This window comes from Trichocoleus sp. DQ-U1 (genome assembly GCF_039961925.1).
Classification (GTDB): Bacteria; Cyanobacteriota; Cyanobacteriia; order Cyanobacteriales; family FACHB-T130; genus FACHB-T130.
In genome coordinates, this window is sequence record NZ_JAMPKB010000009.1 from 92943 (window position 1) to 114893 (window position 21951).

Annotated in this window: 16 protein-coding genes and 1 pseudogene; 10 read left to right on the plus strand and 7 right to left on the minus strand. The window is 43.3% G+C overall.

What is annotated here, in order from left to right; all coding sequences use genetic code 11:
- Positions 1–11: 11 nt before the first annotated feature.
- Positions 12–6809 carry a cadherin-like domain-containing protein gene (locus NDI34_RS06025; RefSeq protein WP_348232152.1) on the minus strand — a complete coding sequence of 2266 codons (6798 nt, stop codon included), beginning with the start codon at positions 6807–6809 and terminating at the stop codon, positions 12–14.
- Between the two features lie 983 nt (positions 6810–7792).
- Here NDI34_RS06025 and NDI34_RS06030 point away from each other — a divergent pair.
- Both NDI34_RS06030 and NDI34_RS06035 read left to right on the plus strand, forming a co-directional pair.
- Positions 7793–8245: a hypothetical protein gene (locus tag NDI34_RS06030; protein WP_190428491.1), complete on the plus strand. Its 453-nt coding sequence runs from the start codon at positions 7793–7795 to the stop codon at positions 8243–8245.
- Entirely contained in the window at positions 8242–8478 is a 237-nt protein-coding gene (locus NDI34_RS06035) for a hypothetical protein (RefSeq protein WP_348232153.1), read from the plus strand. The genes NDI34_RS06030 and NDI34_RS06035 overlap by 4 nt, the downstream gene beginning before the upstream one ends.
- Positions 8479–8505: 27 nt before the next feature.
- Here the strand turns inward: NDI34_RS06035 and NDI34_RS06040 are convergent, their stop codons facing one another.
- Positions 8506–9060 (minus strand): site-specific integrase, encoded by a 555-nt coding sequence (locus NDI34_RS06040; protein ID WP_190428490.1) that lies wholly within the window; start codon positions 9058–9060, stop codon positions 8506–8508.
- A 55-nt stretch (positions 9061–9115) separates the two neighbouring features.
- Between NDI34_RS06040 and NDI34_RS06045 the strand changes: the two genes are divergently transcribed.
- Positions 9116–9277, plus strand: coding sequence for a hypothetical protein (locus NDI34_RS06045; RefSeq protein WP_190430864.1), 162 nt, complete (start codon positions 9116–9118; stop codon positions 9275–9277).
- A 418-nt stretch (positions 9278–9695) separates the two neighbouring features.
- Here the strand turns inward: NDI34_RS06045 and NDI34_RS06050 are convergent, their stop codons facing one another.
- Entirely contained in the window at positions 9696–9950 is a 255-nt protein-coding gene (locus tag NDI34_RS06050; RefSeq protein WP_348232154.1) for a hypothetical protein, read from the minus strand.
- A gap of 537 nt (positions 9951–10487) precedes the next feature.
- Here NDI34_RS06050 and NDI34_RS06055 point away from each other — a divergent pair.
- Entirely contained in the window at positions 10488–10946 is a 459-nt protein-coding gene (locus NDI34_RS06055; protein ID WP_190430860.1) for a hypothetical protein, read from the plus strand.
- Positions 10947–11094: 148 nt separating this feature from the next.
- On the opposite strand, the gene NDI34_RS06060 is transcribed toward NDI34_RS06055, so the two are convergent.
- Positions 11095–12390 carry a serine hydrolase domain-containing protein gene (locus tag NDI34_RS06060; protein WP_190430859.1) on the minus strand — a complete coding sequence of 432 codons (1296 nt, stop codon included), beginning with the start codon at positions 12388–12390 and terminating at the stop codon, positions 11095–11097.
- Positions 12391–12738: 348 nt separating this feature from the next.
- On the opposite strand from NDI34_RS06060, the gene NDI34_RS06065 reads away from it, so the two are divergent.
- From NDI34_RS06065 to NDI34_RS06080, 4 genes and pseudogenes are all read left to right on the plus strand, one after another.
- Positions 12739–14058, plus strand: a complete 1320-nt coding sequence (locus NDI34_RS06065) for a WD40 repeat domain-containing protein (protein WP_348232155.1) — start codon at positions 12739–12741, stop codon at positions 14056–14058.
- A 51-nt stretch (positions 14059–14109) separates the two neighbouring features.
- Entirely contained in the window at positions 14110–14388 is a 279-nt protein-coding gene (locus tag NDI34_RS06070) for a hypothetical protein (RefSeq protein WP_190430857.1), read from the plus strand.
- 493 nt (positions 14389–14881) lie between these two features.
- Positions 14882–15631, plus strand: coding sequence for a CPBP family glutamic-type intramembrane protease (locus NDI34_RS06075; RefSeq protein WP_190430856.1), 750 nt, complete (start codon positions 14882–14884; stop codon positions 15629–15631).
- A gap of 22 nt (positions 15632–15653) precedes the next feature.
- Positions 15654–16223, plus strand: a pseudogene (locus NDI34_RS06080) (DUF1349 domain-containing protein).
- Here the strand turns inward: NDI34_RS06080 and NDI34_RS06085 are convergent.
- On the minus strand, positions 16200–16622 hold the full coding sequence (locus tag NDI34_RS06085) for a GNAT family N-acetyltransferase (RefSeq protein ID WP_190430855.1): 423 nt from the start codon (positions 16620–16622) through the stop codon (positions 16200–16202). The pseudogene NDI34_RS06080 and the gene NDI34_RS06085 overlap by 24 nt on opposite strands.
- 589 nt (positions 16623–17211) lie before the next feature.
- Here NDI34_RS06085 and NDI34_RS06090 point away from each other — a divergent pair.
- A complete protein-coding gene (locus tag NDI34_RS06090; RefSeq protein WP_348232156.1) occupies positions 17212–19290 on the plus strand; it encodes a PAS domain S-box protein in 2079 nt (692 codons plus the stop codon).
- 238 nt (positions 19291–19528) lie between these two features.
- Here the strand turns inward: NDI34_RS06090 and NDI34_RS06095 are convergent, their stop codons facing one another.
- Entirely contained in the window at positions 19529–19657 is a 129-nt protein-coding gene (locus NDI34_RS06095; RefSeq protein WP_277879383.1) for a hypothetical protein, read from the minus strand.
- A 260-nt stretch (positions 19658–19917) separates the two neighbouring features.
- Positions 19918–20817 carry a HAMP domain-containing sensor histidine kinase gene (locus NDI34_RS06100; protein WP_190430852.1) on the minus strand — a complete coding sequence of 300 codons (900 nt, stop codon included), beginning with the start codon at positions 20815–20817 and terminating at the stop codon, positions 19918–19920.
- 227 nt (positions 20818–21044) lie between these two features.
- On the opposite strand from NDI34_RS06100, the gene NDI34_RS06105 reads away from it, so the two are divergent.
- Positions 21045–21704, plus strand: a complete 660-nt coding sequence (locus NDI34_RS06105) for a response regulator transcription factor (protein WP_190430851.1) — start codon at positions 21045–21047, stop codon at positions 21702–21704.
- The last annotated feature ends 247 nt before the right edge of the window (positions 21705–21951 follow it).

Here is a 21951-nt window from a genome sequence, read left to right on the forward strand (position 1 = left end):
ACAAGACGCGATTAAACGAAAATAAAGCGAGCATCTGTTGTCAGGCTTGTTGAGTTTAAATCTTCGTTTTTGAGGACGGCAATCAATTCTGTTCCTGAATTAGTAAAAATGCCGATAGATGCCTTATCTGTAGACACAGATGATGGAACTGACCCCAAAGAGTAGTTGCTAGCTGTTCCCTTAAGCTGAATGCGATCTTCAGCTTCAAAGCCAACAATCTTGGCGTAGTCATTGTAGCCACCAAGGTTGTAAAAGACTGAGGTACTTTCTCCTAGAATATAGGTGTCGGCTCCGTTGCCACCCTTGAGTTCGTCCATTTGATTTGCACTCCCTGTACCACTTCCCCAACCAGTGAGGATGTCGTTACCGTCGCCGCCTTGGAGGTCATCGCTGCCAAGTCGGCCAATGAGCGTGTCGTTGCCATCACCACCCAGAAGTTTGTCGTTACCACCCTGACCATCAAGGTAATCATCGTCTTCTGCACCACCAAGAAACTCATTAGCACTGGTCCCAATAACGCGATCGCGCCCTTCTTTGGCATTTACTTTATCTTTGTGGATGCCAGAGAGTTGGCTCATGTAGATGATGTCATTAAAAGGAGTGGCATTATTATTAGCAACAATCAGTTCAAAGGCATCACTAACTGTGCCACCATCTCCATCATCGGCTGTGACATTCACATTAAAAATGCCAGGACTGGAAATAGTGCCTGATAATATACCCGTGTTGGCATTGATGCTGAACCCGGTGGGCAATCCTGTAGCACTATAAGTAAGAATCTCCCCTTGGTCAACGTCGGTAAACTTGTTGCTGACATTTAAGGAGAAGGCTTGATTAACCGAGGTGATTTGATCCTCAATTCCTTGCTCGGCCACAGTAGGAGCATCATTGACAGGAGTGAAGCTGCCTGCGGGGATAGTCACAGTTGCCGGGGTAGTGCTCAACTCACCATCACTGACGCTGACGGCATAGCTGGGTGGATTTTCACCACCGTTGTGGACGAACTGCACAAGTCCGTTGTTGATGTCGTCCTGGGTGAAGCTGGTAATTGCCGTTCCTGGAATTCCAACCGACTCGAACTGACCACCTGTGACGTTACTAGCTATGTAAGTCAGTTCAGTTGCAGGAGTATCAGAGTCAGTTACATTTAAGTTGGCAGAAGAGAAGATGACTGTAGCGCCTTCAGTGATGCTCAGAGTATTAGTTGCTAGAGTGGGAGCGTCATTAACGGAGGTAAAGCTACCAAGGCTAACTGGAGTTGCAGGGGTGCTTAACTTACCATCGTTGATGCTAACTGAGTAGGAAGGAGCTGCTTCACCACCGTTGTGGACGAACTGCACCAGTCCGTTGTTGATGTCGTCCTGGGTGAAGCTGGTAATTGCCGTTCCCGGAGTGCCTACCGACTCGAACTGGCCACCTGTGACGTTACTAGCTATGTAAGTCAGTTCAGTTGCAGGAGTATCAGAGTCAGTCGTGTTGAGGTTAGTAGAAGACAGGATGACTGTAGCGCCTTCAGTGATGCTTAGAACATTAGTTGCTAGGACGGGTGCATCGTTAACAACAGCGATCGCAAAAGACTGAGTTGCTGTCACTGAGCCGCCATTGCCATCTACTACGTTGTAGGAAAGGTTGATGGTGCCATTGAAGTTGGCAGCAGGTGTGAAGGTGTAGGTGCCGTTATTGTTGTTGACCAAGGTGCCGTTGCTGGCAGTTAGATCAGCAACAGAGAGAGTATTGCCCTCTACATCGGTGAAACCTTGTAACAAAGCACTTTGGCTGATTGTGTAAACCGTGTCTTCAGTTCCAGCAGCTAATGTTGCTGTCGGTGTACCCGTAGGTGCATCGTTGATGGGAGTGAAGCTACCCTCTGGAATGGTCACCGTTGCTGGGGTGGTGTTCAACGCACCATCGCTGACACTGACGGCATAGCTGGGTGGGTTTTCACCTCCATCATGGGTGAACTGCACCAGTCCGTTATTAATCGCCGCTTGGGTAAAGCTGACAGTGCCGTTGCCGTTAGTGGTGACGCCTGTACCGCTGAAGCTGCCACCACTGATGTTGCTAATCGTGTAGATTAGCTGCGCTGGAGTATTATCCAAGTCACTGCTGTTGAGGTTGCTGCTGCTGAAGGTAACCGTGCCACCTTCAGTGATGCTGAGGGTGTTGGTTGCTAGTACAGGGGCATCGTTGACGGGAGTGATCGCAAAGGATTGAGTTGCTGCCACTGAACCACCCTTACCATCCACTACGTTGTACGAAAGGTTGACCGTGCCGTCGAAGTTGGCATTCGGTGTGAAGGTGTAGGTGCCGTTATTGTTGTTGACTAAGGTGCCTTTTGTAGCAGTCAGGTTAGCAACAGAGAGAGAGTCACTATCAGGATCTGTGAAACCTTGTAGCAGAGCCGTCTGGGTAATGGTGTAAGGGGTATCTTCGGTACCTGCCGCTAACGTTGCGGTCGGTGTACCCGTGGGCGCATCATTCACCTTGGTAAAGCTACCAATGCTGACAACTGCTGGAGTGGTTGCTGGAGCAATGCCATCGCTAACATTGACGTTGTAGCTAGGTGCTGCTTCACCACCATCATGGACAAATCGTACTTTGCCAGTGTTGATGTCTTCGTGGGTAAAGCTTGTAATCGCTACATCTTGATTGGCAATCAACTCAAACCGACCACCTGTGACATTGCTGACGGTGTAAGTTAGTCCAGCTCCAGTTGTGTCAGGGTCAGTGGTGCTGAGATTGGCAACAGACAGGGTAACTGTGCCACCTTCGGTGATGCTGAGGGTATTGGTGGACAGAACAGGAGCATCATTGACAGCAGTTACGGTCAAAGTCCGGTTGCCCGTAGGTTGTAAGACTGGATCACCAGCTAGCCCACCGTACTCTACAACGTAACCTGCCTGATCAGTATTAGTGTTAAAGATGTCATTCCAGGCATTATTGATCCAGAAGTGAGCGTAATGCTCGGTGCCCCCAAAATTATCTGGCTGACCGGCCACCCAGTTAAAATACTGACCGTTGGCTGGAGTGCTACCGTTGCTAAAGATGCGTCCTTGTCCATTGTTTTCTAACCCCTCTGGACCAGTAACCCACCGCCACACGGACTCTGTCGCTGCATCGCTGGCACCTATCCAAGCCCGCTGACCTTGTAATTTGCCTGCGATGAAAGAGTTCTCTTGAACGGAGGTAACTGTCGCCAAATATCCCTGTATCCCTAGAATGGTTCGTCCTGCGGCAGCAGTTCTGGCATTTGTCCATGAAATGCCTGGCGCAGAAACAAACTCATAGAAATGCCCATTAGCCGCATTAAATGAAGCAGGAGCAATGGAGAAAGTAATGGAGCGATCGCTGGTTGTCGGTGCATCGCTGGTATTGAAGTACCGCACCGAACGAAGCGCTGTCTGGTAGTCCGCGATTGAGGCTGTACCTGACAACGACAAGATGCCAGTGGTGGTGTTGTAGCTACCGCTGATTCCGAGCTGGTTATTGAAGAGCAGGCGATCTTGGCTGGTGTTGAAATTTGTGCCGATGCTGACCGTCGCACCAGTGAGCGTATTGGTTCCATTGAGGAACAGCGTTGGATCGATGACGACACCTGAATTGTTTTCTACATAGTTCCCGGAGCCAGGTGTAGTAGCCAATTCCAATGCACTAGCAACGGCACTGGTTGCGGCACTAGTGACCGATTCAGCAGTGCCCTGTCCGTCAGTGTAGGCGGCGGTGACAGTGATGACCTTACCAACCTGGTTTTGTCCGAGAGTGAAGGTGCTGCTGGTGGCACCGGCGATGTTAGTTCCGCCAGCCTGCCACTGATAGCTGATTGTGCCCAAACCATCAACATCAGACAGGGTGTTATTGGCAGTCAGGATTGCGCCCTGGGTGGGGTTGCCGGAGATGGTGACGCTGCCTGTCGGTGCATCGTTAACAGGAGTGATCGCAAAGGACTGAGTTGCTGCCACAGAGCCACCCTTACCATCCACCACGTTGTACGAAAGGTTGACAGTGCCATTAAAGTTAGCAGCAGGCGTAAAGGTGTAGTTCCCACTGCTATCTGCCGTCAGAACCGTGCCATTGGCTGTAACATTGCTCAGTAACAAGGAATCGCCATCAACATCACTAAAGCCTGCTAGCAAGTCGGCTTTGCTGATAGTGTAAGGAGTGTCTTCGGTTCCAGTTGCTAGAGTTGTGGTCGGTGAGCCTGTTGGTGCATCGTTGACTGCTGTAATACTTGTGTTGATGATGTTGGTGCTACCAGAAATCGCCGTAGTTCCCCCATTCGTACCAGTGTTCAGATTGATGCGAGTACCTCCACTGGTAAACCCACTGCTATAAGTGTTATCCAATGCCCGAACAGTTAAAGCAGGGGGATCACCGTTGTAATTGGCAACGGGAACAAACCGGACTACTGTGCTGGCAGAGAGTGCCAGAGCCGTTGCACCATCCGCAACCGTGCCCACAGCAAACCAGTTCGTACCATCTGTAGAGTATTGCCACGTCCCTTGTGTAGTTGTATTTGCGGTATTCCCAACTACTGCAACACCGCCAAGGCTTGCGCCTGCATCCGGGTCGCTAAACAGCCCATTGAAGAGGGTGGAAATCGTTTGACCGTTAGGGTTGGTGGTATCTTCCGCAACAGCAGCTAATGTTCCATTGCCTGTAAGATTAGGTGCCTGGTTGAGGAGCGATAGTCCAATATCATTACCATCCCCTGCCGCATAAGAGATGGTGGCATTTATTCCAGAACCCAGATTGACTGTAGCTCCTTGAGCTAAGCCATTAAATTTTCCATTGATAGCATCAACACCATCATTGTTGACAATGATAAATGTGTTGCCACCACCTGGCGTAAATCCGCCAAACAGTGATGTATTCAGCACAGCACTCGTGCCAATCGTCACTGTACCCGTTACATTTAGCTGATCGTAGAATCCAGCTCCATTGCCTGCCGATGTACCGCCCAACTCTACGTTGAACAGTGAGCCGTTGGTAAAGTTAACAGAGCGTGTGTTGAGAATACCAATGCCACTACCAGGAGCTAGTACACCGCCACTGTTAACCGTGACATTGCCAATTACTGTGCCCGATCCGCCGAGGGTTCCACCGCTATTGATGGTAGTGCCAGCGGTAGCAGTTTTACCATTGACATCAAAAATGCCTTCATTAACAACAACTGATGAAAAAGTTTCATTGGAACCTAGCAATGCTTTGTCTGTTGAGGTAGCCTTATCGATCGCAAGATTACCTTGGGTCCCGCTCCCCAATCCTGTAAAGGTGTTTGTCGCACTGCCGACTAAAGTAATGGCACCCGTTCCACCGAACCCATTGGCATCACTAGAAATCACATCTCCAGCAACTTTAATACTGAAGCCACTGCCTGTGATTGCACCAATCTCGGTGATGGTCAGGTCATTGTTAACCACCAAGTCCTTGCTCAGGATGAAGTTAGAACCTGAGTGAAACTTCAACTCAACATCATCAATAGACCCAGTGAAATTACTGGTATAACTGTCGTTAAGAAAGTTATTCGGCTCTCCAAAGATCACCTTACCGCCAGCATTTTTGAGCAGACCTGAACCGGAGAGAGTGCCACCGCGTAACCGCAGGTCATCGGTGAGCAAAACATTGCCCCCCGTTTTGGCAACATCGAGATTCACCAGCACTCCAGTCCCACTGATACTTTGGTCGGTGCTGCCTACCAGTTGAATAGCCGAGTTGGTGTTGCTAAAGTTGGCATCGTTGGTGATGACATCTCCAGTTACCTTGATGTTGAATGTGCCACCACTGCCGACAATTTGATTGACATCGGTGATGGTGAGGTCATTGTTGACCACCAAATCTTTCACTAGAGTTAGACTCCCAGTAGGCGTCGCAACTTCCAGGTTGTACAGCGCTGCTGTACTATCTACAGTCTGATTTCCAGTGAAGCGTACTGTTCCTGTCCCTGAGTCAAAACTGCTGGCATTAGCGATCGCCAATCCCCCTGAAACCGCCAGTGTATTTGACCCCAGGCTAAGGCTTCCTGTATAAGCAGCAGCCACCTGAAGGTTTTGAATACTGACATTGCCATTAATAGTGGCATTTTTGGTCGATGTTCCATCAAAAGATGCCACATCATCTGCATCAGGAATACCGTCTGCATCTGATCCTGTGCCACTAACGAGGAGCCAATTCGCTGCCTCAGTCCAGTTATTGGTTGTACCGCCACCACTCCATTTAAAAGTTGCCATAAAAATTCCGGAATATGTTTCAGTAACTTCTTTACAAAAAGCAAGCCGTGGTTCTACCTGTGATGGACTCTGCCCATTAGCAACAGGTATCGTTGTATCCAGTCTCCAATTCGTTTCTAAATCTCCGTTACCAACCCTAATCGTTGAAGCGTGGACAGAGGCTCCGGTTAACTCACTCAAGCAGTGGATGAAGGCTTGTCCGCGATCGCCTTTTGCAACTTCACAACCGTAAATTAACAGTTCAGCATTGGGAGCTAGCCAATCTGCCCAGCTTAAAAGTTCGTTTCCATAGTGATTTAGGGTTTCTAGACTGAGTTCGCGATCGCCAATATAAATTGCACCAGAAGCACCATGAGAGACAATGTGGACGCTGCTAACTCTCTGCCGTTCCGCCAGTGCCCGACTAATCTGCTCCACACCATCCTGTCTAGAGTCGAGGACAACCACCTCAATTCCTGGCGCAACTCCAGCAACTAAACTTTGGTAATCTTCTAGCCCGGAATCAATAAAGGCAATTCCATCCAGGACTTGCCCAACTTCATGAAAGTTTTGATGATAGTTAATTTCTCTGCTGAGTGTCATGCCTATGTTTCTTGCCATTTTTACAAAGTTATCGGTTTCAATTACATTAAAAGAGTACATATCGAAATAATTGCTCGAGTGTTTTCTGAAAAGTGAGTCTCATGGCGATTCACTTTTAACACTGTCCTTCTGACTTCTAGCTTTTGATTGACTCTTGTTTTTTCAATAGAATCTACAAGAGAGTCTGATTTTGAGGGATATTAAAAAACAGTAAAAACACCTCTTCCCAAAGCTTTTTTGATTCAAACAAAAAGCTTTGGGAATCCATAAAATATAATCCTTCAAGAAGTGAGACTAAGTTTGTGAATGAAAATGATTTAAATAGTAAGTATTGTCAAATGATTAATTATTTAAGATTCAATTTATCACTCGCTATTCAGTATGCTTAATTGGCTCAATAGTGTCGATATATAAAAGTTCGTATATTTGTGAATATATTCAAAAATTAATCTTTAAAAGAATAAGCAATGACTTTACCCAATCTTTAACTAGATAGATTGATAAATACTCCTTTTTATGTATCTAAACTAAATATTACAAAATATTCGATAGGTCAATATATATAACTTCGTATATAAAATCGTAACGATCCACAAAACATTTTAAAAGTCAATACAGTTAAATTCGTATTTTCGTAATAGTAAAGTCTGTTATTGAGAAAAAGTGATCGCAAGCCAAATTGATGGAGAGTTGAGGAAGACTAGTCTCTAGTGCAATCACCAGGAATCAAGATGGTAAGTTAAGCGATCGCTTTTTCTCCCTTTGGGTCTTCTTTGCCCTCAGCGGTTTGCAAAAAAAGGATTGTTGTCAGATTAAAAGCGCTATCATCGTTCCCTAAAAATTAGATTTGGTTAAACCTAAACTCTTCTTTAATAGCTTGAAGCACTCTTGGTAAGCAAGGAAAAGTTAGGGAGAAAGTCAGATGATTGTAAAGTTGGATTGGGTGTATTCCAAAAAGGTAGGGAAAAGGTAAGACATACCGCATGAGTCAAACAGATAATGAGGATATTCCATTCAAACAGCTGCTAGGATTGGTAGACGCTGCCGTTTTCAATGCCACAGGCAAACACCTGGAAACTCACCAACAACAGGAGGATTTGCTCGGCTTTTTATACGACCTGCCTGCTACGGTGAAAGTGGTTATCACCAGTCGAGAACCCACTCCTTTTACCAGCACTATTCGGCTGGCAGCTTTGCCCGAACCTGAGGCTATCTACTTAATCCAACACCAGGCTAGGGAAAAAGACATACAGCTTAGTTTGGAACAATCCCAGCAACCATCGGCAATCTCCAGACTGGATTTGATGCAAGTGGGATCTGGTGCTTTGTTCACCTGGGCATGGCAGGAGTTTTTTGATGGGGTCAACTACTTCCGTCGAGCGCTCGGATTGGTGGTGTTAGGGGCCATGATCGCCCTCAGACTGCATATCGGTTGACCTTGAACCCGCCACTTTATCCGGCAGGAGTTGTGGGCCGCGATCCGACAAAACACGAATGCCAAGCTATCCTCTCCTGCCTCGCCTTTACCTTTGGTACTTACTATAAGAGCGATCTCTGCGGTTTGCGTCTGAACGCCAGAAGCCTTCAGAATCCCCTCATCAAACATCCAGCGATCGCTCAACGTATAAAGGTCGCGATCGCTTGTGAAAAACAGGCTTTTCAAAAATAATCAGGCGCTCGCAGATGGCTCTTACCTTCACCAACCAATCATCGATACTGCCTTACGCTTCTGCTCTGGCGACACTTCCAAGTAGCGTTGCAAAGTACCCAGGTCGTTGTGGCCTGATATCTCTTGAATGTGCCTGAGCGGTATCCCGGCATTGTGCATCTGGGTGAGAGCAGTTCGCCGGAAGCTGTGGGTACTCACCCCCTCGACTCCTATGCGCTTGCAGGCATCTTTCAGAATCTTATCAGCCATAAACCGACTCAGGTGTTCCTTCCCCCTGATTCCAGACGGGAACAGCGCCCCTGGTTGAGCGAGCGGGTACTCTGCCAGTATTGCCGCGAGTGCAGGTTGAATGTCCACGACGCGGGTTTTCAGTTTTCCCTTCGTGGTAGACTTCCTGAAAGTCAACGTTCCACTTTTAATGTCCGTGGTCTGGAGCGCCAGCGCTTCCGACACCCGACACCCGGTAAACAAACAGATGGCAAACAAAGCGCGATCGCGTGGCGACTTAAACCCATCAGTGAACAAACGCCTCAATTCATCCCCTGTGAGAATTTTTCCTTGCCCGTTGCCGCTAACTTTCATGGCTTCGCTTTGTGAATCCACCTAGACTACACGAAACCTGAGTTTCGTGGAATAGATGCCCAAAAGTATAGTGCTAGCGTTGGTTAAAAGATTTCGGATTGCCGGATTCAACCGAGCTTATCAATCCCACTCCATCCGCCTCACGAGAAAATCAGGTTTTCGGGCGCAATCGATGATTTTTGCTTATGCCTGCGCGGTTATCACCGTCATCAAGTAAAATCCGTTCCTTGAATTTGTAGCTAATAGTTTGTTCCCTCTGGTGTCCACAGTTGTTCCGATTCAGCAAGGAGTTGGACATCTTGAGTGCGATCGCCCTTTAGAATTCGGCGCTCCAAATTCTAGCTTCACTAGCCAGGAGGGTCGGAAGTTGAGACAGCGATCGCTATCTGGTTCGGTGGGATGCATGGCACACACTGTCAAAGGATTGCGAAAATTGAGCAGGAGCACGATCGCGGTTTATCTTTTCAAGACTGATCCGACTGCTCTCGAAGGGTGCGATCGCGCTCCTTTCAAGAGCAGCGCTGCAAGGTAGAAGCCAAGCTTACAAGATGAGATCTGCGCGATGACTTATGCCTTTGAAGCAATAGACCTCATGGAAAAGTCGCAGGTGGGATGGTTAGAGTCGGGAAAAGAGTTTATGACGATGTAGAACCGGATCGGACATCAGCGCGATCGCACTGCGGGAAATGGGACTTTCCCGACCATAAGGAAAATCCTGTCTCAACTCTAATCGAGGATTCTGGCTCGATCGATAAGAATTCTTGAACCGCTGCTAAATATGCGATCGCCAATCGGGAAAGTCTTCTATGACGATGTAGAACCTGATCGGACATCAGTGCGATCGCCGGTCGAGAAATGTGTGTATGACGATGTAGGTCCTGATCGGACACCACAGCGATCGCCGGTTGAGAAATGTACGTATTCCAACTTGAAGGAAAATCCTCTCTCAACGCCAATAGAGGGTTCTGGTTTTATTGAACAGGATTCCTGAATCCCTGCCCTGAATGCGATCACTAGTCGGGAAATGTACCTATGACGATGTAGAAACAGATTTCCTAGAGCCGACGCAAGTGATGAACCAACTATTAACACCATGATTGTGTTAATAGCTTGTCCTTAGATATTGGGATTTAGACAAAAACTGATAAAAAAGTGGCTTGAAACCTAGATAGAGAAAGAGCTTTAGCTCGAATGAACCTAAATCCAGTATTCACAAAGGTTTCAAGCATTTTTTTTGCGTTGACCTCTTTTCCTTGCTCAGAAAGGTTTTTAGCCCCTAAAGAGACTAGAAAATGTCTAAGTCCTGCTAAGTTTATCGTTAGAATAACCAGACTAAATCACCCAGTGAGGTGAGTCAATTGGATGAAGCGTCAGCTTCCAGGTAAATAGTAGGTTTGATTTGTAGTGAAGTCAACCCATAAGGCAATATGAAAAAAACCCTACTCTCGATTGTCACTCTCACTGCTGTAGGCATTTCTCAAGGCGGAATCTCTAAGGTTTGGGCTGGAGAACTGGTTTATAAGATGCGCTTACGGGATACCGTCACCGAATATAAAAACCCCTCCGAAATTGATGAATATAAAAAAGAGTGGGCAGTTGTCAACATCATTGATGGTAAAAAAATAAAAATTCGCCACACCACGCACATTCAGAATAAAGCTTTTCCAGTTAACAGATGGTTCGATCACCCAGCGAGTGCTATTCGGATCTGCCTAGCTGATGATTTTGAGCAAAGGAACTGTCGCTCGACTTCTGGTGATATAGCTACTTTACCTACTGGTAAATCTATTCACGACTTAGTGATTGACTTTCGGTATTCAGAGGCGGGTACAGTTTATACTCGCTCAATTCAAATCACGCCAGATATGAAACCTAAATCTAGATAACAGTTGCTTTCTTTTTTAAACGAAAGCGTCACTTAACCGAAGGTTTAAATTGATCTAGTATAGTTGCTCGCTTTGCTACAAGTGCTGTCTGAGCCATTATCGAGCGCATCACTCAATAGCAATTTACCTTAAGTCTTGTCTGACTAGACTATTTAATTCGTGAATAGGCACGCAAGCTGGCACTTAGGAATGTAATTTTACCCGTAGAATCGCGCAGAAAAGAAATATTATTGACAAGCTGATCGCCAATAAAAACATTAAATAGATCAGCACTCAGAGGACGTAATTCTGCTTCGGGTTGACTCAATGCCTTGACTATCAATTTATCCTGCTTAACGCTGACTACTAATGTATCTCTAATTTTGCCATCTGCACTGCGAACTTCATACTCACCAGCATAAGCAGCTAAGGCAGTAGGATCTAATTTAGGAGGCGTTTCGGTTTGCTGCTTTGGTAATTTTGAAAATGAATCTATTATAGATTCAAAAATAGGCTCGGCATTAAACCCAGAGCGATTTGCCAGCACTACTATACCTAAATTAGCAGATGGAATAGTTTTTAAATAGGAAGTATATCCATTGATACCACCATCGTGTCCAATTACCGATGCTCCTCTTTCTTCAGCAATAATCAAACCCAAACCGTAACTAACTTTAATCGGTTCGACCTCAACAACAGGAGTTTTCATTAATTGGACAGAACTGGAACTTAATACTGATTTGCCATTAAGTTGACCATCCTGGAGAATAAACAAAGCGAGATTGGCTAATTCTTGCACATTTGAAAAAACAAACCCTGCCGGATATTCGGCTGCATTATTGGGGTTAGGGCGCACCGTTTCTAGTCCAGTTTGCTTTGTTTCGTAGCCTACAGCCAGGGGATAAGTCATAGCCATATCTGAATTTATGGTACTATGAAACATTTTCAGCGCGGGAAATACAAACTTGTCCATATAATCTGTGTAAGGCATACCGCTAACTTTTTCAATCACTAATCCAGCTGCGTTAAAAGCAGGATTGGAGTAACTAAGGACAACTCCAGGAGGTGCAAAAGCACTCTGGGGACTAAAACTGCTAACGTAGTCTTTGAGTGCTGCTGCATCTGTTCGTCCATAGGGATTCGCCATATCTGCCATCCCAGAACTATGAGAAATAATTTGCCGAACAGTGATTTTGGGATTGACTTTAAACTCTGGTAAATATTGGACTACAGGAGCGTCTAAATTAAGTTTGCCCGCTTCTACTAACTGCATTAGCCCAATTACGGTTAGGGGTTTAGTTGTTGAACCAATGCGGAACAGTGTTGCCGGAGTAACGGGATCTTTGCTTTCAATATTGCGATAACCAAAACCTTCCTGAAAAATTATTTCTCCATTTTGAACAATAGCAATGGCGAGTCCTGGAACGGACTGTTCTGCCATTTGTGTTTTGATGGTTTTTAACAAGGGCGTAAATTTCCCATTTACGGTTACAGATGAAGCAACTTTTTGAGCGGGGAGTTTCAAGGGTACCCATATGGGTAGGGAAACGAGCAGAGATAAACAAAGAACGAAATATTTAGGGTTCATGAAAAGTTTTTCTCCTTTTTAAAAAATATGTTTATAGTCCTTAAGAGTGTTAATCGATATTTCAGCGATATAAACTGGCTACATCGTAAGGCAATAATATTTGTGTTAACTTCACCCAATTGAGTTAACAGATTGATTCACCCAATAGGATGAGCGAGGTGGGGGAAGTTAGAGTACTTTAAGGGCAGATATGCTTGTACCACATCCGAATTGCCCGTAGAAATAATGAAATTTATCACCAAGACGGGTTTTTCCCTTCTAATAACTGTAGCGATTGCAAGCATCCCCTTGATCCAAGCTGTTTCGGCTCAGTCTAGCCAATTAAATACTCGTCAAAAGACTTGGAACAAAGCACAACTATTACATCAACTCGACTTATACAGCCTTTATCCCTCTGATAGTCGAAATTGTAAACTCTCCCCTGTCAGCCAAGCAATTAGCCCCAATAGCCGCTTTTTGGCAATTAGTAGCCATGACTATGAGCGTTCCTGTGGAAGTGGAACCAGTACCCTCACCTTGTGGGATTTGCCAACCGGAAAAAAAGTTGCAACTTTAATACAAGGAAAAGCAACAGAAGCCTTTTGGTTAGAGAGAAATCTTGCACAAGAACCTGTTGAAGGAAATACTTACATTGCTGGAGATATTGCTCATGCTGTAGCATTTACTCCGAATAACAACCAGATTATTGCCGGACTTTCCAATGGTACGGTTAAGGTTTGGGATGTCAAAACTGGACAAATCGCGCAGACATTACAGGGACATCGTTATGCTGTTCATGCGATCGCACTGAGTCCAAATGGACAACTCCTTGCTAGCGGTAGTTCAGACCAAACCGTTAAGCTGTGGGATCTTCAAACAGGGAAACCCTTACATACTTTCAATCTCAACCCTTCTAACGGTATTATTGACCGTTTAATCATGAGTTCCGATGGACAAACCCTTGTCAGTGCAACAACCACTAATAAAATACAGTTGTGGAATAGTCAGACAGGGCAACTAAAAAAGACGCTATTTAATAGTGATCGCTCTCCTGGGTCATATCACCCTATCGCCTTAAGCCCCAACGGACAACTCTTAGCGACTAGCGATAAAGATAATAGCATTAAACTCTGGAATCTTCGCACCGGCTCCCGGTTTTTAACTCTAAAAGGACATACAGATAAAGTGCAGTCTCTTGCTTTCAGTCCCAATGGCAAGAGCCTGGTCAGCAGTAGTAATGATAACACGATCAAATTCTGGAACTTACCAACCAATAAACTCGAACACATCTTAACCAATATTGGCGTTACTAATCCTCATTTTAGCCAACCTTCAATAAATCGAATTGTCTTTAGTCCCAACGGGCAAACCTTAGCAATAGAAGCCTTAATGCCCACCTCAAATCCCGTCCCCCTCATGGGAATTAAACTCTGGGATATACAACAACAAAAAATTGTTTTTGAAGCTCCTGAAACTTTTAGTTTACCTGGAGTTCAATTTAGTCTTGATGGACAGTTATTAGTCGCCGTTGCTCCTCAAACCAAGATTTGGCAAGCGTCAAATTGATTAGTAACACAAGTTGATGTGACTTAGCAAAAAAACTTAGAAAAATTGATTATGAATAAACCTACAATCTTTTTTACTACTCTCTTCAGGGTTTTACTATTAGGATGCACGAACCCAAGGGAAACCTTACCGCAACCAACCGCAGCAAAACTTCTAGAAGCTCAAAGCACAGAACCTCTCACTCCTAAAGAAGCTGATGCGTTAATTAGCTCAACAATTAACGCAATTAAGCAGAAAAATGCTACTTTTTTTATCCCCTACTTACTAGAGCGAGATCGAAACATAGAAAATGTGCAAGCCGCTCTCAGTCATTATGAAACTTACTTTTAAGGAAAAAAGATTACTCGTTTTGAACGTCTGAATATTGAAAATTTGGGTAAAATCGGAAATGCTACCCCGTGCGATCCTTTAATTACCGCATCTACAACAATAGTGGTATTAGCAAACCCATAGCCGTTTATCAAGAGAACCGCATTCGCTTAAACGATCCTTTCTTATCTTATTCATTTTATGCCAATCGTTTAGTCGAAGGATATATAAGTGTTCTTCAAAGCCCAAAAGTTGAACGACTCAATCATTTTTTGAGTTTTGAAAAAAATTATATAGTCATGCAGAACTCAAAAAACTTCTAGCACAGTATAAACAATTGTTTTCCTGAGACACCCTCAACTATCACTTCACCGGGTTTAACCCAGAACGACAGCACTTGATTTACGACCTATCTGGAAATAATGGGAATAAGCATCAAATTCAAGTTGTTTATAGTGATGGTTTAGTCAGCCTTCAAGATAATTTCTTTAGCTCTAAAAACTAAAACAAAGCAATGGTTACAAAAATCTCTCGCTCAACTCAGATTTATTGGGCTTTAGTTGTCCTTCTTTCCGTCCTAACGGGTGTAAACGTTTTCCTTCCTCAAGTGAGTTTCCTTCCAGCAGTGCCACAAGGTACTCCCCCAAAACTTGTTATTGCATTAGCCAATGGTATCGCCACACTGATTATTTATGGAGGCTTAGGATTTATTGGTTTAAAGCTATCATTTTTGTTAGCCATTCCGACTCTGTGGGATAGTAGAGTTTCTCATCGGCAACGATTTGTTATTCCGGCGTTGGCTGGCATTATTCTAGGAGCATTTTTTATTGTTGCTGATTTAATGTTCCAACAGTTCCACGATTTAGGTGCATTCAGCCATCCTTCTTTCCCTACCTCAGTTGTTGTATCAATTAATGCTGCTATCGGCGAAGAAATTATTTTTCGTCTGTTTCTCATTCCCTTTGGAGCATGGTTAATTAGCAAAATTTTGTTAAAAGGAGTAGCAAAAACTAACATTTTCTGGTTTGTCAGCACTATTTCGGCTGTCACTTTTGCCCTAGCCCACCTTCCTGCCGTTATGCTAATGTTTAATTTACAGGCAATTCATGAAATTCCGATTGCTCTGATGATAGAAATTATATTGTTAAACGGGATTGTCTCATTTTTAGCAGCTTACTATTTCAAAAGCTTTGGTTTTTTAGCTGCCGTTAGCCTTCATTTTTGGACGGATGTTGTTTGGCACATTATTTGGGGAGTATTTTAATAATATGGAATCGCTTGAAGGGATGCAATGGTACAATAAACCTTCTGCTTGGACTCCTAATAATAATTTCATCAAAATAACAACAGGAGCTAAAACCGATTTTTGGCGTCAAACTCACTACAAGTTTATTCGTGATAACGGTCACTTTTATTACCGATAAATTTCAGGAAACTGTCAGGTTCAAGTAAAGATTAGCGAAAAGTATTCTGCCCTTTACGACCAAGCTGGATTAATGCTACGCGAGGCTGAAAGAAATTGGCTGAAGTGTAGGATAGAGTTTATCAACGGCTTACAACAGGCAAGTGTTGTCGTGACGCGGGATTATTCTGATTGGTCAGTTGTGCCTCTACAGGATAATCCTACCTCAGTCTGGTTACGCTAAAAACGTCAGGCGGAAACTGTTGAGGTGGAGTATTCTCTTAATGGTGAGTCCTATACCCTGTTGCGATTGGCTTATCTCACCGACGCTGAAACCGTTTTCGTTGGGTTGATGTGTGCTGCACCTCAAGGAGATGGCTTCAGCGTTACTTTCGATGATTTTAAAATTTTACCGTTCTCAAACGGTAGCTTACTTGAGGGACATTCGTATTAAGATAAATCCCGATTCTGGATGAAGAGATTCTTCAACAGGAATAAAACCATACTGCTGATAAAACTTTCGTCCAATTTGGTTAAGCTCAAACACATCAACTTCAAGCTTGCCCTGCAATTTAACGGCATAATTCATCAGAGCTTGCCCAATTCCCTGACCTTGCATTGAAGGCTTGACAAAAAATCCACCAATTAGATTATTGATTAAACTGATAAAGCCCAAAACTTCGCCTTTTTGCTCAAAAATAAAAGTCTGAGCAATCGGTAAATATTGCTCTCTAATAGCTTGACGTTCCTGGATGAAGAAGGCTTCATCGAGAAAAGAGTGAGCAATTTTAGAAGATTCTTCCCAAATCTCTAAAATTGCTTCTAAATCTTGCTGATGATAAGGACGAATCATTAGGGGGTTGTTTTTTGGGAAGTTAAGATAGCGCGAGTCATATAGCCACCGAAACGAGAAATTTGAGCCAGATAAAATCCCTCAACTGCACCTTGACCAAGCTGAGCCGATTACATGAGTGCTCGCATGGGACGATCGATTAATATGACACCCGGCCCCGCAAACACAATTTACCTTGTTGAGATGGTATTGCCACCTAGGTTTTTACCAGATGCTTAAGACAATATTCATCCCCATGTATGAGTACATAAATGAGGTCTTTTGTTGAAAATAGATAAATTGGTGACGTGAGCGCGATTATAATGGGGAAGATTTTCCCCGTTCCGAACCCAATTTCAAGCACTTTACCCCCCGCCGCCTCAAGGAGAGAATGACGTTGTTCTGCCAAAACTGGACGAAACATTGTTTTATCCAGTAAGCGTGGGAGAGTAAAACGATTATAAAGATACATATTTGTAATCCCCCTAACCACTAATTAGCTCAAAAGGTGATACAAACAAAATAAGCTGGAAAACTGTCTCTGGCTTCATCCTCCTCGTTCACCCCAAGGGGTGAAAAGATTATCATTTTCAGCACCGATTTTGAATTTATGTTAGAAATTGAACTCAATGGTGCGAATCACCCCCAAAGTCGAATTCTGGCACAACTACAGGAAAGATTATTTACAAACGGTCCTGTCACCATTTTTCGTTGGGTTGCACAAGAACCTTGGTCTGTGGAATATGTTTCTCCTAATGTCAGGCAATGGGGATATGAAGCAGAAGATTTTTTAAGTGGCAGGATTAATTATAGCCAGGTTCTTCATCCTGATGACGTTGCTAGCATTGTAGCTGAGATTGAAGCCTATGAGTCAGCAAGAATTAATACTTATCGACAGGACTATCGCATTGTTTGTGCAAATGGCGAAGTTCGCTGGGTGCATGACTATAGTGTTGTGGTGCGAAATTCGTCAGGAGTTGTGACTCATTATGAAGGATATGTTCTAGATATTACGGAACGCAAACAGGGAGAGTCAGCCCTAAAAGAGTCAGAAGAGAAATTTGCTAAAGCGTTTCGATGCAGTCCCGATGCCATGACCATTACTAGGCTCAAGGATGGTTGTTTTATTGATATTAATAAAAGTTTTTTGGATGCTACAGGTTACACCCAAGAAGAAGTTATTGAACAAGCTAAGTTTAATCCTTGGGTGAATCCAGCAGAGCGTGCTAAAGTTTATCAAATTTTACAAAGACAAGGTTCAGTTAACGGTTATGAGTACCAATTTCGCCATAAATCCGGCACAATCGTTGTTGGTTTATTTTCGGCAGAAGTTGTTATCATCAATGGTGAGCCTTGTGTTCTTTCTGTCACGACTGATATTACGGAACGCAAACGTACTGAACTAGAGGTATTACGAGCTGCACAACGAGAAAAACTACTTGGAGAAATGGCGGCAAGAATTCGTCAGTCTTTGAATTTGCAAGAAATTCTTGAAACGACTGTTAAAGAAGTTCGTCAGTTTTTACAAGTTAATCGCGTCTATATTGTGCAGTTCGATCGCCAAGTCCAAGGACAAATTGTTGCTGAATCTGTAACGGATGATTGTAGTTCTCTGTTAGCTTGGAAACCTCGCAATGAAGCTCATATTAAGGAAATTTTAGAATATTTTATTATTGAGAGAGCTTATGCTTTTGGTGATGTCACTCAGCTAGAACTCCCCCCGGAGATTAGACAAGATTTCCTAGACTATCAAGTGCGCTCGTTCTTGGCTGTTCCGATTGTAGTGGGAGAACAAATTTTTGGTCATTTAGTAGCGAACCAATGCAATCGCGTTCGGCTCTGGGAAGATAATGAAATTGATTTCGTTAAGAAACTTGCAAATCAACTAGCGATCGCTATTCAACAGGCACAGCTTTATCAACAAGTTCAATCCCTGAATACAGATTTAGAAGGCTTGGTTCAAAAGCGCACGGAAGAATTGTATCATAAAGTGCAGGAATTGCAAGAACTTTATCGAATTAAGGATGTGTTTTTACACGCTTTTTCCCATGATTTACGAACGCCGATTATGGGAACATCTTTAGTCTTAAATAACTTTTTAAATCAAGATGGTGAAACTTTGATTGTATCTCGTTCCATTTTAAAACGCTTACAGGAGGGAAGTGAAAAACAACTCAATTTAATTAATGCCCTCCTAGAAGCTCATTCTAGTGAAGTTTCGGGAATCGTTTTATATTGTCAGCCGTTAGCGCTTTGTGAATTTATCCAAGAGGTGATCGCTGATTTAGAGCCTTTAGCCAATAAATATAAAGCAACATTAATTAATTTAGTTAATATTGACTTCCCCTTGGTGAATGCCGATGTAGTGCAATTAAGACGAGTATTTGAGAATTTGATTACGAATGCGTTTAAGTATAATCCACCCGGGGTGACGGTGACAGTGAATGCTACTTCTGAAGCAAATCGCATTCGCTGTACCGTAGCGGATGATGGAATAGGTATCAATCTTGAACAACAAGAACATTTGTTTGACCTCTATTATCGGGGAAGTCAAAGCCGTGCTTCTACAGGAATAGGGTTAGGGTTGTATTTGTGCAGACAAATTATTAAGTCACATGGGGGCGATATTGGGATCAATAGTTTACCGGGGGAGGGAACAACTTTCTGGTTTACACTGTTGGTTGCATGACCTAATTAAAAGAAATCTGATAAAACTGGAGTAGGTAAGGAAAAAAATTGTGTTGCCAGTTGTAAAGCTTTTTCCGTTACCTCTAGTTGACCAGAATTTTGTAGTTGTTGAGGCGTAAATAAACCTGTATAAAAGCCTTGACCTAGAAGCTATCCTAAACGTTCGACTTCATATGGATTATTAACGTTTCCATATTCAAAATCAGTATTCATTTGACTTAATCTTCTCAATTTATCAATTAGTGACGATAGTATTGTTCATCAAGCCACATCCGCACTTCTTCCTCAAAATTTAAATGACGAGACCTCGCCGTGACAGGATCGTAAATATGCCAGCTAATATTGCCAATTCTATCTTGAGTTTGCAAGACACGTGGTTCTAAAGGGTTACTCAACCAATCTAATAGTATTCTACTTACTTGGTTTAAAATTTCTCACAGTTTTAAGCCTAATGACATTTCCCTTTTTAGCCTATAATCGTGGCACTAATGTCGAAGAGTATTCATAAAAATTACTTATTTAGGAGATAAATTAAACTTACTCTTTTCTAAGTAAGGTAGGATTCCTCCAGTTCGTTCACCTAAATGGGGAATCTTTAAAATATGGAAAATATTGAATTTATGTTAAATTATTTATGACAAACATCTGAAGCGGCTAAAGGAAGTGTAAACCAAACTGTTGTTCCTGCTTTCGGTTGACTACTTACACCAATTTCTCCTCCATGTGCTTGTATAATTTGACGACAGAGGTAAGAGCCTAAACCAATACCCGTTAAGTGAGGGTTATGTAAGTTACGGGCATATAGATGAAATAGGGATAAGAGTTGCTTTTGATCCATACCAATGCCATTATCCGTTATAGAAAATCGAAGCATTCCTTGCTCTACAGTGGCATTTAGATCGATTTTGACTCCAGGAGGATTATGTTTAATTGCATTTAATAATAGCTGTTCTACCACTTTTTGTACTTGGGACGGGTCAGCATTTATTTCTAGAGGTCTATTAATAATTAAATTATTTAAGTTAACTTTATTTCTCATCAATTTGTCTTGGTACTTAATGAATATTGATTCTAATATTTGTTGTAAAAGTAAAGGTTGGCATTGGAGAGGAATTTGCCGAGGTTCGCTATCTAACTTTTCTGAAACAGAATTAATTAAAGTCAAAGTGCGATCGTTACTTTCAATCATGCGTTCTAGTGTTGTCCTGGAAAGAGATATCTTTTCTCCGGAACTCTGTTGTAATGTCCTCAAAATCATTAACATTCCCATCGTTGACGTTCGCAGATCGTGAGTCACAGCTTGCAAACAAACCAGTTTAATATTCGATGATTTCCCTGGCTCACTCATCTTATCTTCTAATTGAGAATTCGTTTCTTGTTCCCAAAACTGTTTTATTCGTCGTTCAGTCTGTCGCCGTTCTAAAATTAAAAAAGTAATTGCTGCGAACAAAAACCCACCTAGAACTAAGCAAGGATAACGTCCAACATCGGGAATTGTCGAAATCAAGAAAATGCTGTTTATATTCATATCCGCGAGGGGAATCGTGGCGGCTAAAATCTAGCTAATCAAAAAAAAGTTTGCCAAAGTCTCTGAAGAGACCGGGTGAGTGTATAGCCTCCGCTTGCTTATAATGGCTTATGCTCTTATACCCTTACAATGCTGCAATTAAACCTATGAATCTTCCCCTAAGTGGGTGAATTCAACTCTGCCTTTGGGATGGTAGTCTAAAATTGTCCTCATCGTAAATCTTTGCAATGGCTTCAGAAAGCGCCTCGCCTCTCTCTACCCTACGAATGATTATCGTAGAAGACGATCCTCTTATGCAGCTTGGCTTGGAGCAAGCTTTAGCAAATTATCCTCAGTATGAGTTAGTCGAGCAAGCAGAAGACGGCTACTTGGGTGTAGAAGCGGCTAAACGCCTGAAACCCGATCTCGTTGTCATGGACATCGGTTTACCTCGCCTAGATGGTATTGCAGCCACGCAACAGATCAAAGATGCGCTTCCAGAGGTACGGGTAGTGATTTTAACGTCTCATACGCTAGAAACAGAAATCATAGCTTCTTTGTCTGCGGGTGCAGATGCTTATTGTGTTAAGGGCGCGAGTATTGATAGATTGCTAATAGCGATCACGGCGGCTTCTGAGGGTGCAACTTACCTCGATCCCCAAATTGCTCAACTGGTTTTGACTAATCTAAAACCTTTTACACCGAGTACAGCCATTGGTAATCTCTCTACACGAGAAATAGATGTTTTAAAGCGAATTGTTCAGGGAAAGAGTAATAACGAAATTGCTGAAGAATTATATTTGAGTCCCAACACGATTAAAACTTATGTGCGAGGGATTATGAATAAACTAGCCGTAGATGACCGAGTTCAAGCGGCTGTTGTCGCATTGCGGTCTGGATTAGTTTAAGCCTAAGTATTATTAGTACGATTGGGTGAAAGGGTTAATCCTCTATCCCTAACAAAATCATCCAGCTAGGTGAGCTAACCGTAGGATGTAGATTCTTTGAGTTAAATCTTAAATTAAGAGTATCAACCCAAGGAATCGGTCAATGTCATGTATTTGATGTCACTTCAAACTTACTTTTACAAACAGCGCGAAGCTCAATTAAAAAACCAGAAGAGACATGAACAGAAGCTCAGAGAAGATGAATTGG

Excerpts from the sequence above, each read along its gene's own strand:
- NDI34_RS06085 (WP_190430855.1), bottom strand. The coding sequence starts at position 16,622 with ATGATTCGTCCTTATCATCAGCAAGATTTAGAAGCAATTTTAGAGATT.
- NDI34_RS06045 (WP_190430864.1), top strand. The coding sequence starts at position 9,116 with ATGCCCAAAAGTATAGTGCTAGCGTTGGTTAAAAGATTTCGGATTGCC.
- NDI34_RS06025 (WP_348232152.1), bottom strand. The coding sequence starts at position 6,809 with ATGACACTCAGCAGAGAAATTAACTATCATCAAAACTTTCATGAAGTT.
- NDI34_RS06100 (WP_190430852.1), bottom strand. The coding sequence starts at position 20,817 with ATGAATATAAACAGCATTTTCTTGATTTCGACAATTCCCGATGTTGGA.
- NDI34_RS06075 (WP_190430856.1), top strand. The coding sequence starts at position 14,882 with ATGGTTACAAAAATCTCTCGCTCAACTCAGATTTATTGGGCTTTAGTT.
- NDI34_RS06030 (WP_190428491.1), top strand. The coding sequence starts at position 7,793 with ATGAGTCAAACAGATAATGAGGATATTCCATTCAAACAGCTGCTAGGA.
- NDI34_RS06055 (WP_190430860.1), top strand. The coding sequence starts at position 10,488 with ATGAAAAAAACCCTACTCTCGATTGTCACTCTCACTGCTGTAGGCATT.
- NDI34_RS06040 (WP_190428490.1), bottom strand. The coding sequence starts at position 9,060 with ATGAAAGTTAGCGGCAACGGGCAAGGAAAAATTCTCACAGGGGATGAA.
- NDI34_RS06070 (WP_190430857.1), top strand. The coding sequence starts at position 14,110 with ATGAATAAACCTACAATCTTTTTTACTACTCTCTTCAGGGTTTTACTA.
- NDI34_RS06105 (WP_190430851.1), top strand. The coding sequence starts at position 21,045 with ATGGCTTCAGAAAGCGCCTCGCCTCTCTCTACCCTACGAATGATTATC.
- NDI34_RS06065 (WP_348232155.1), top strand. The coding sequence starts at position 12,739 with ATGAAATTTATCACCAAGACGGGTTTTTCCCTTCTAATAACTGTAGCG.
- NDI34_RS06090 (WP_348232156.1), top strand. The coding sequence starts at position 17,212 with ATGTTAGAAATTGAACTCAATGGTGCGAATCACCCCCAAAGTCGAATT.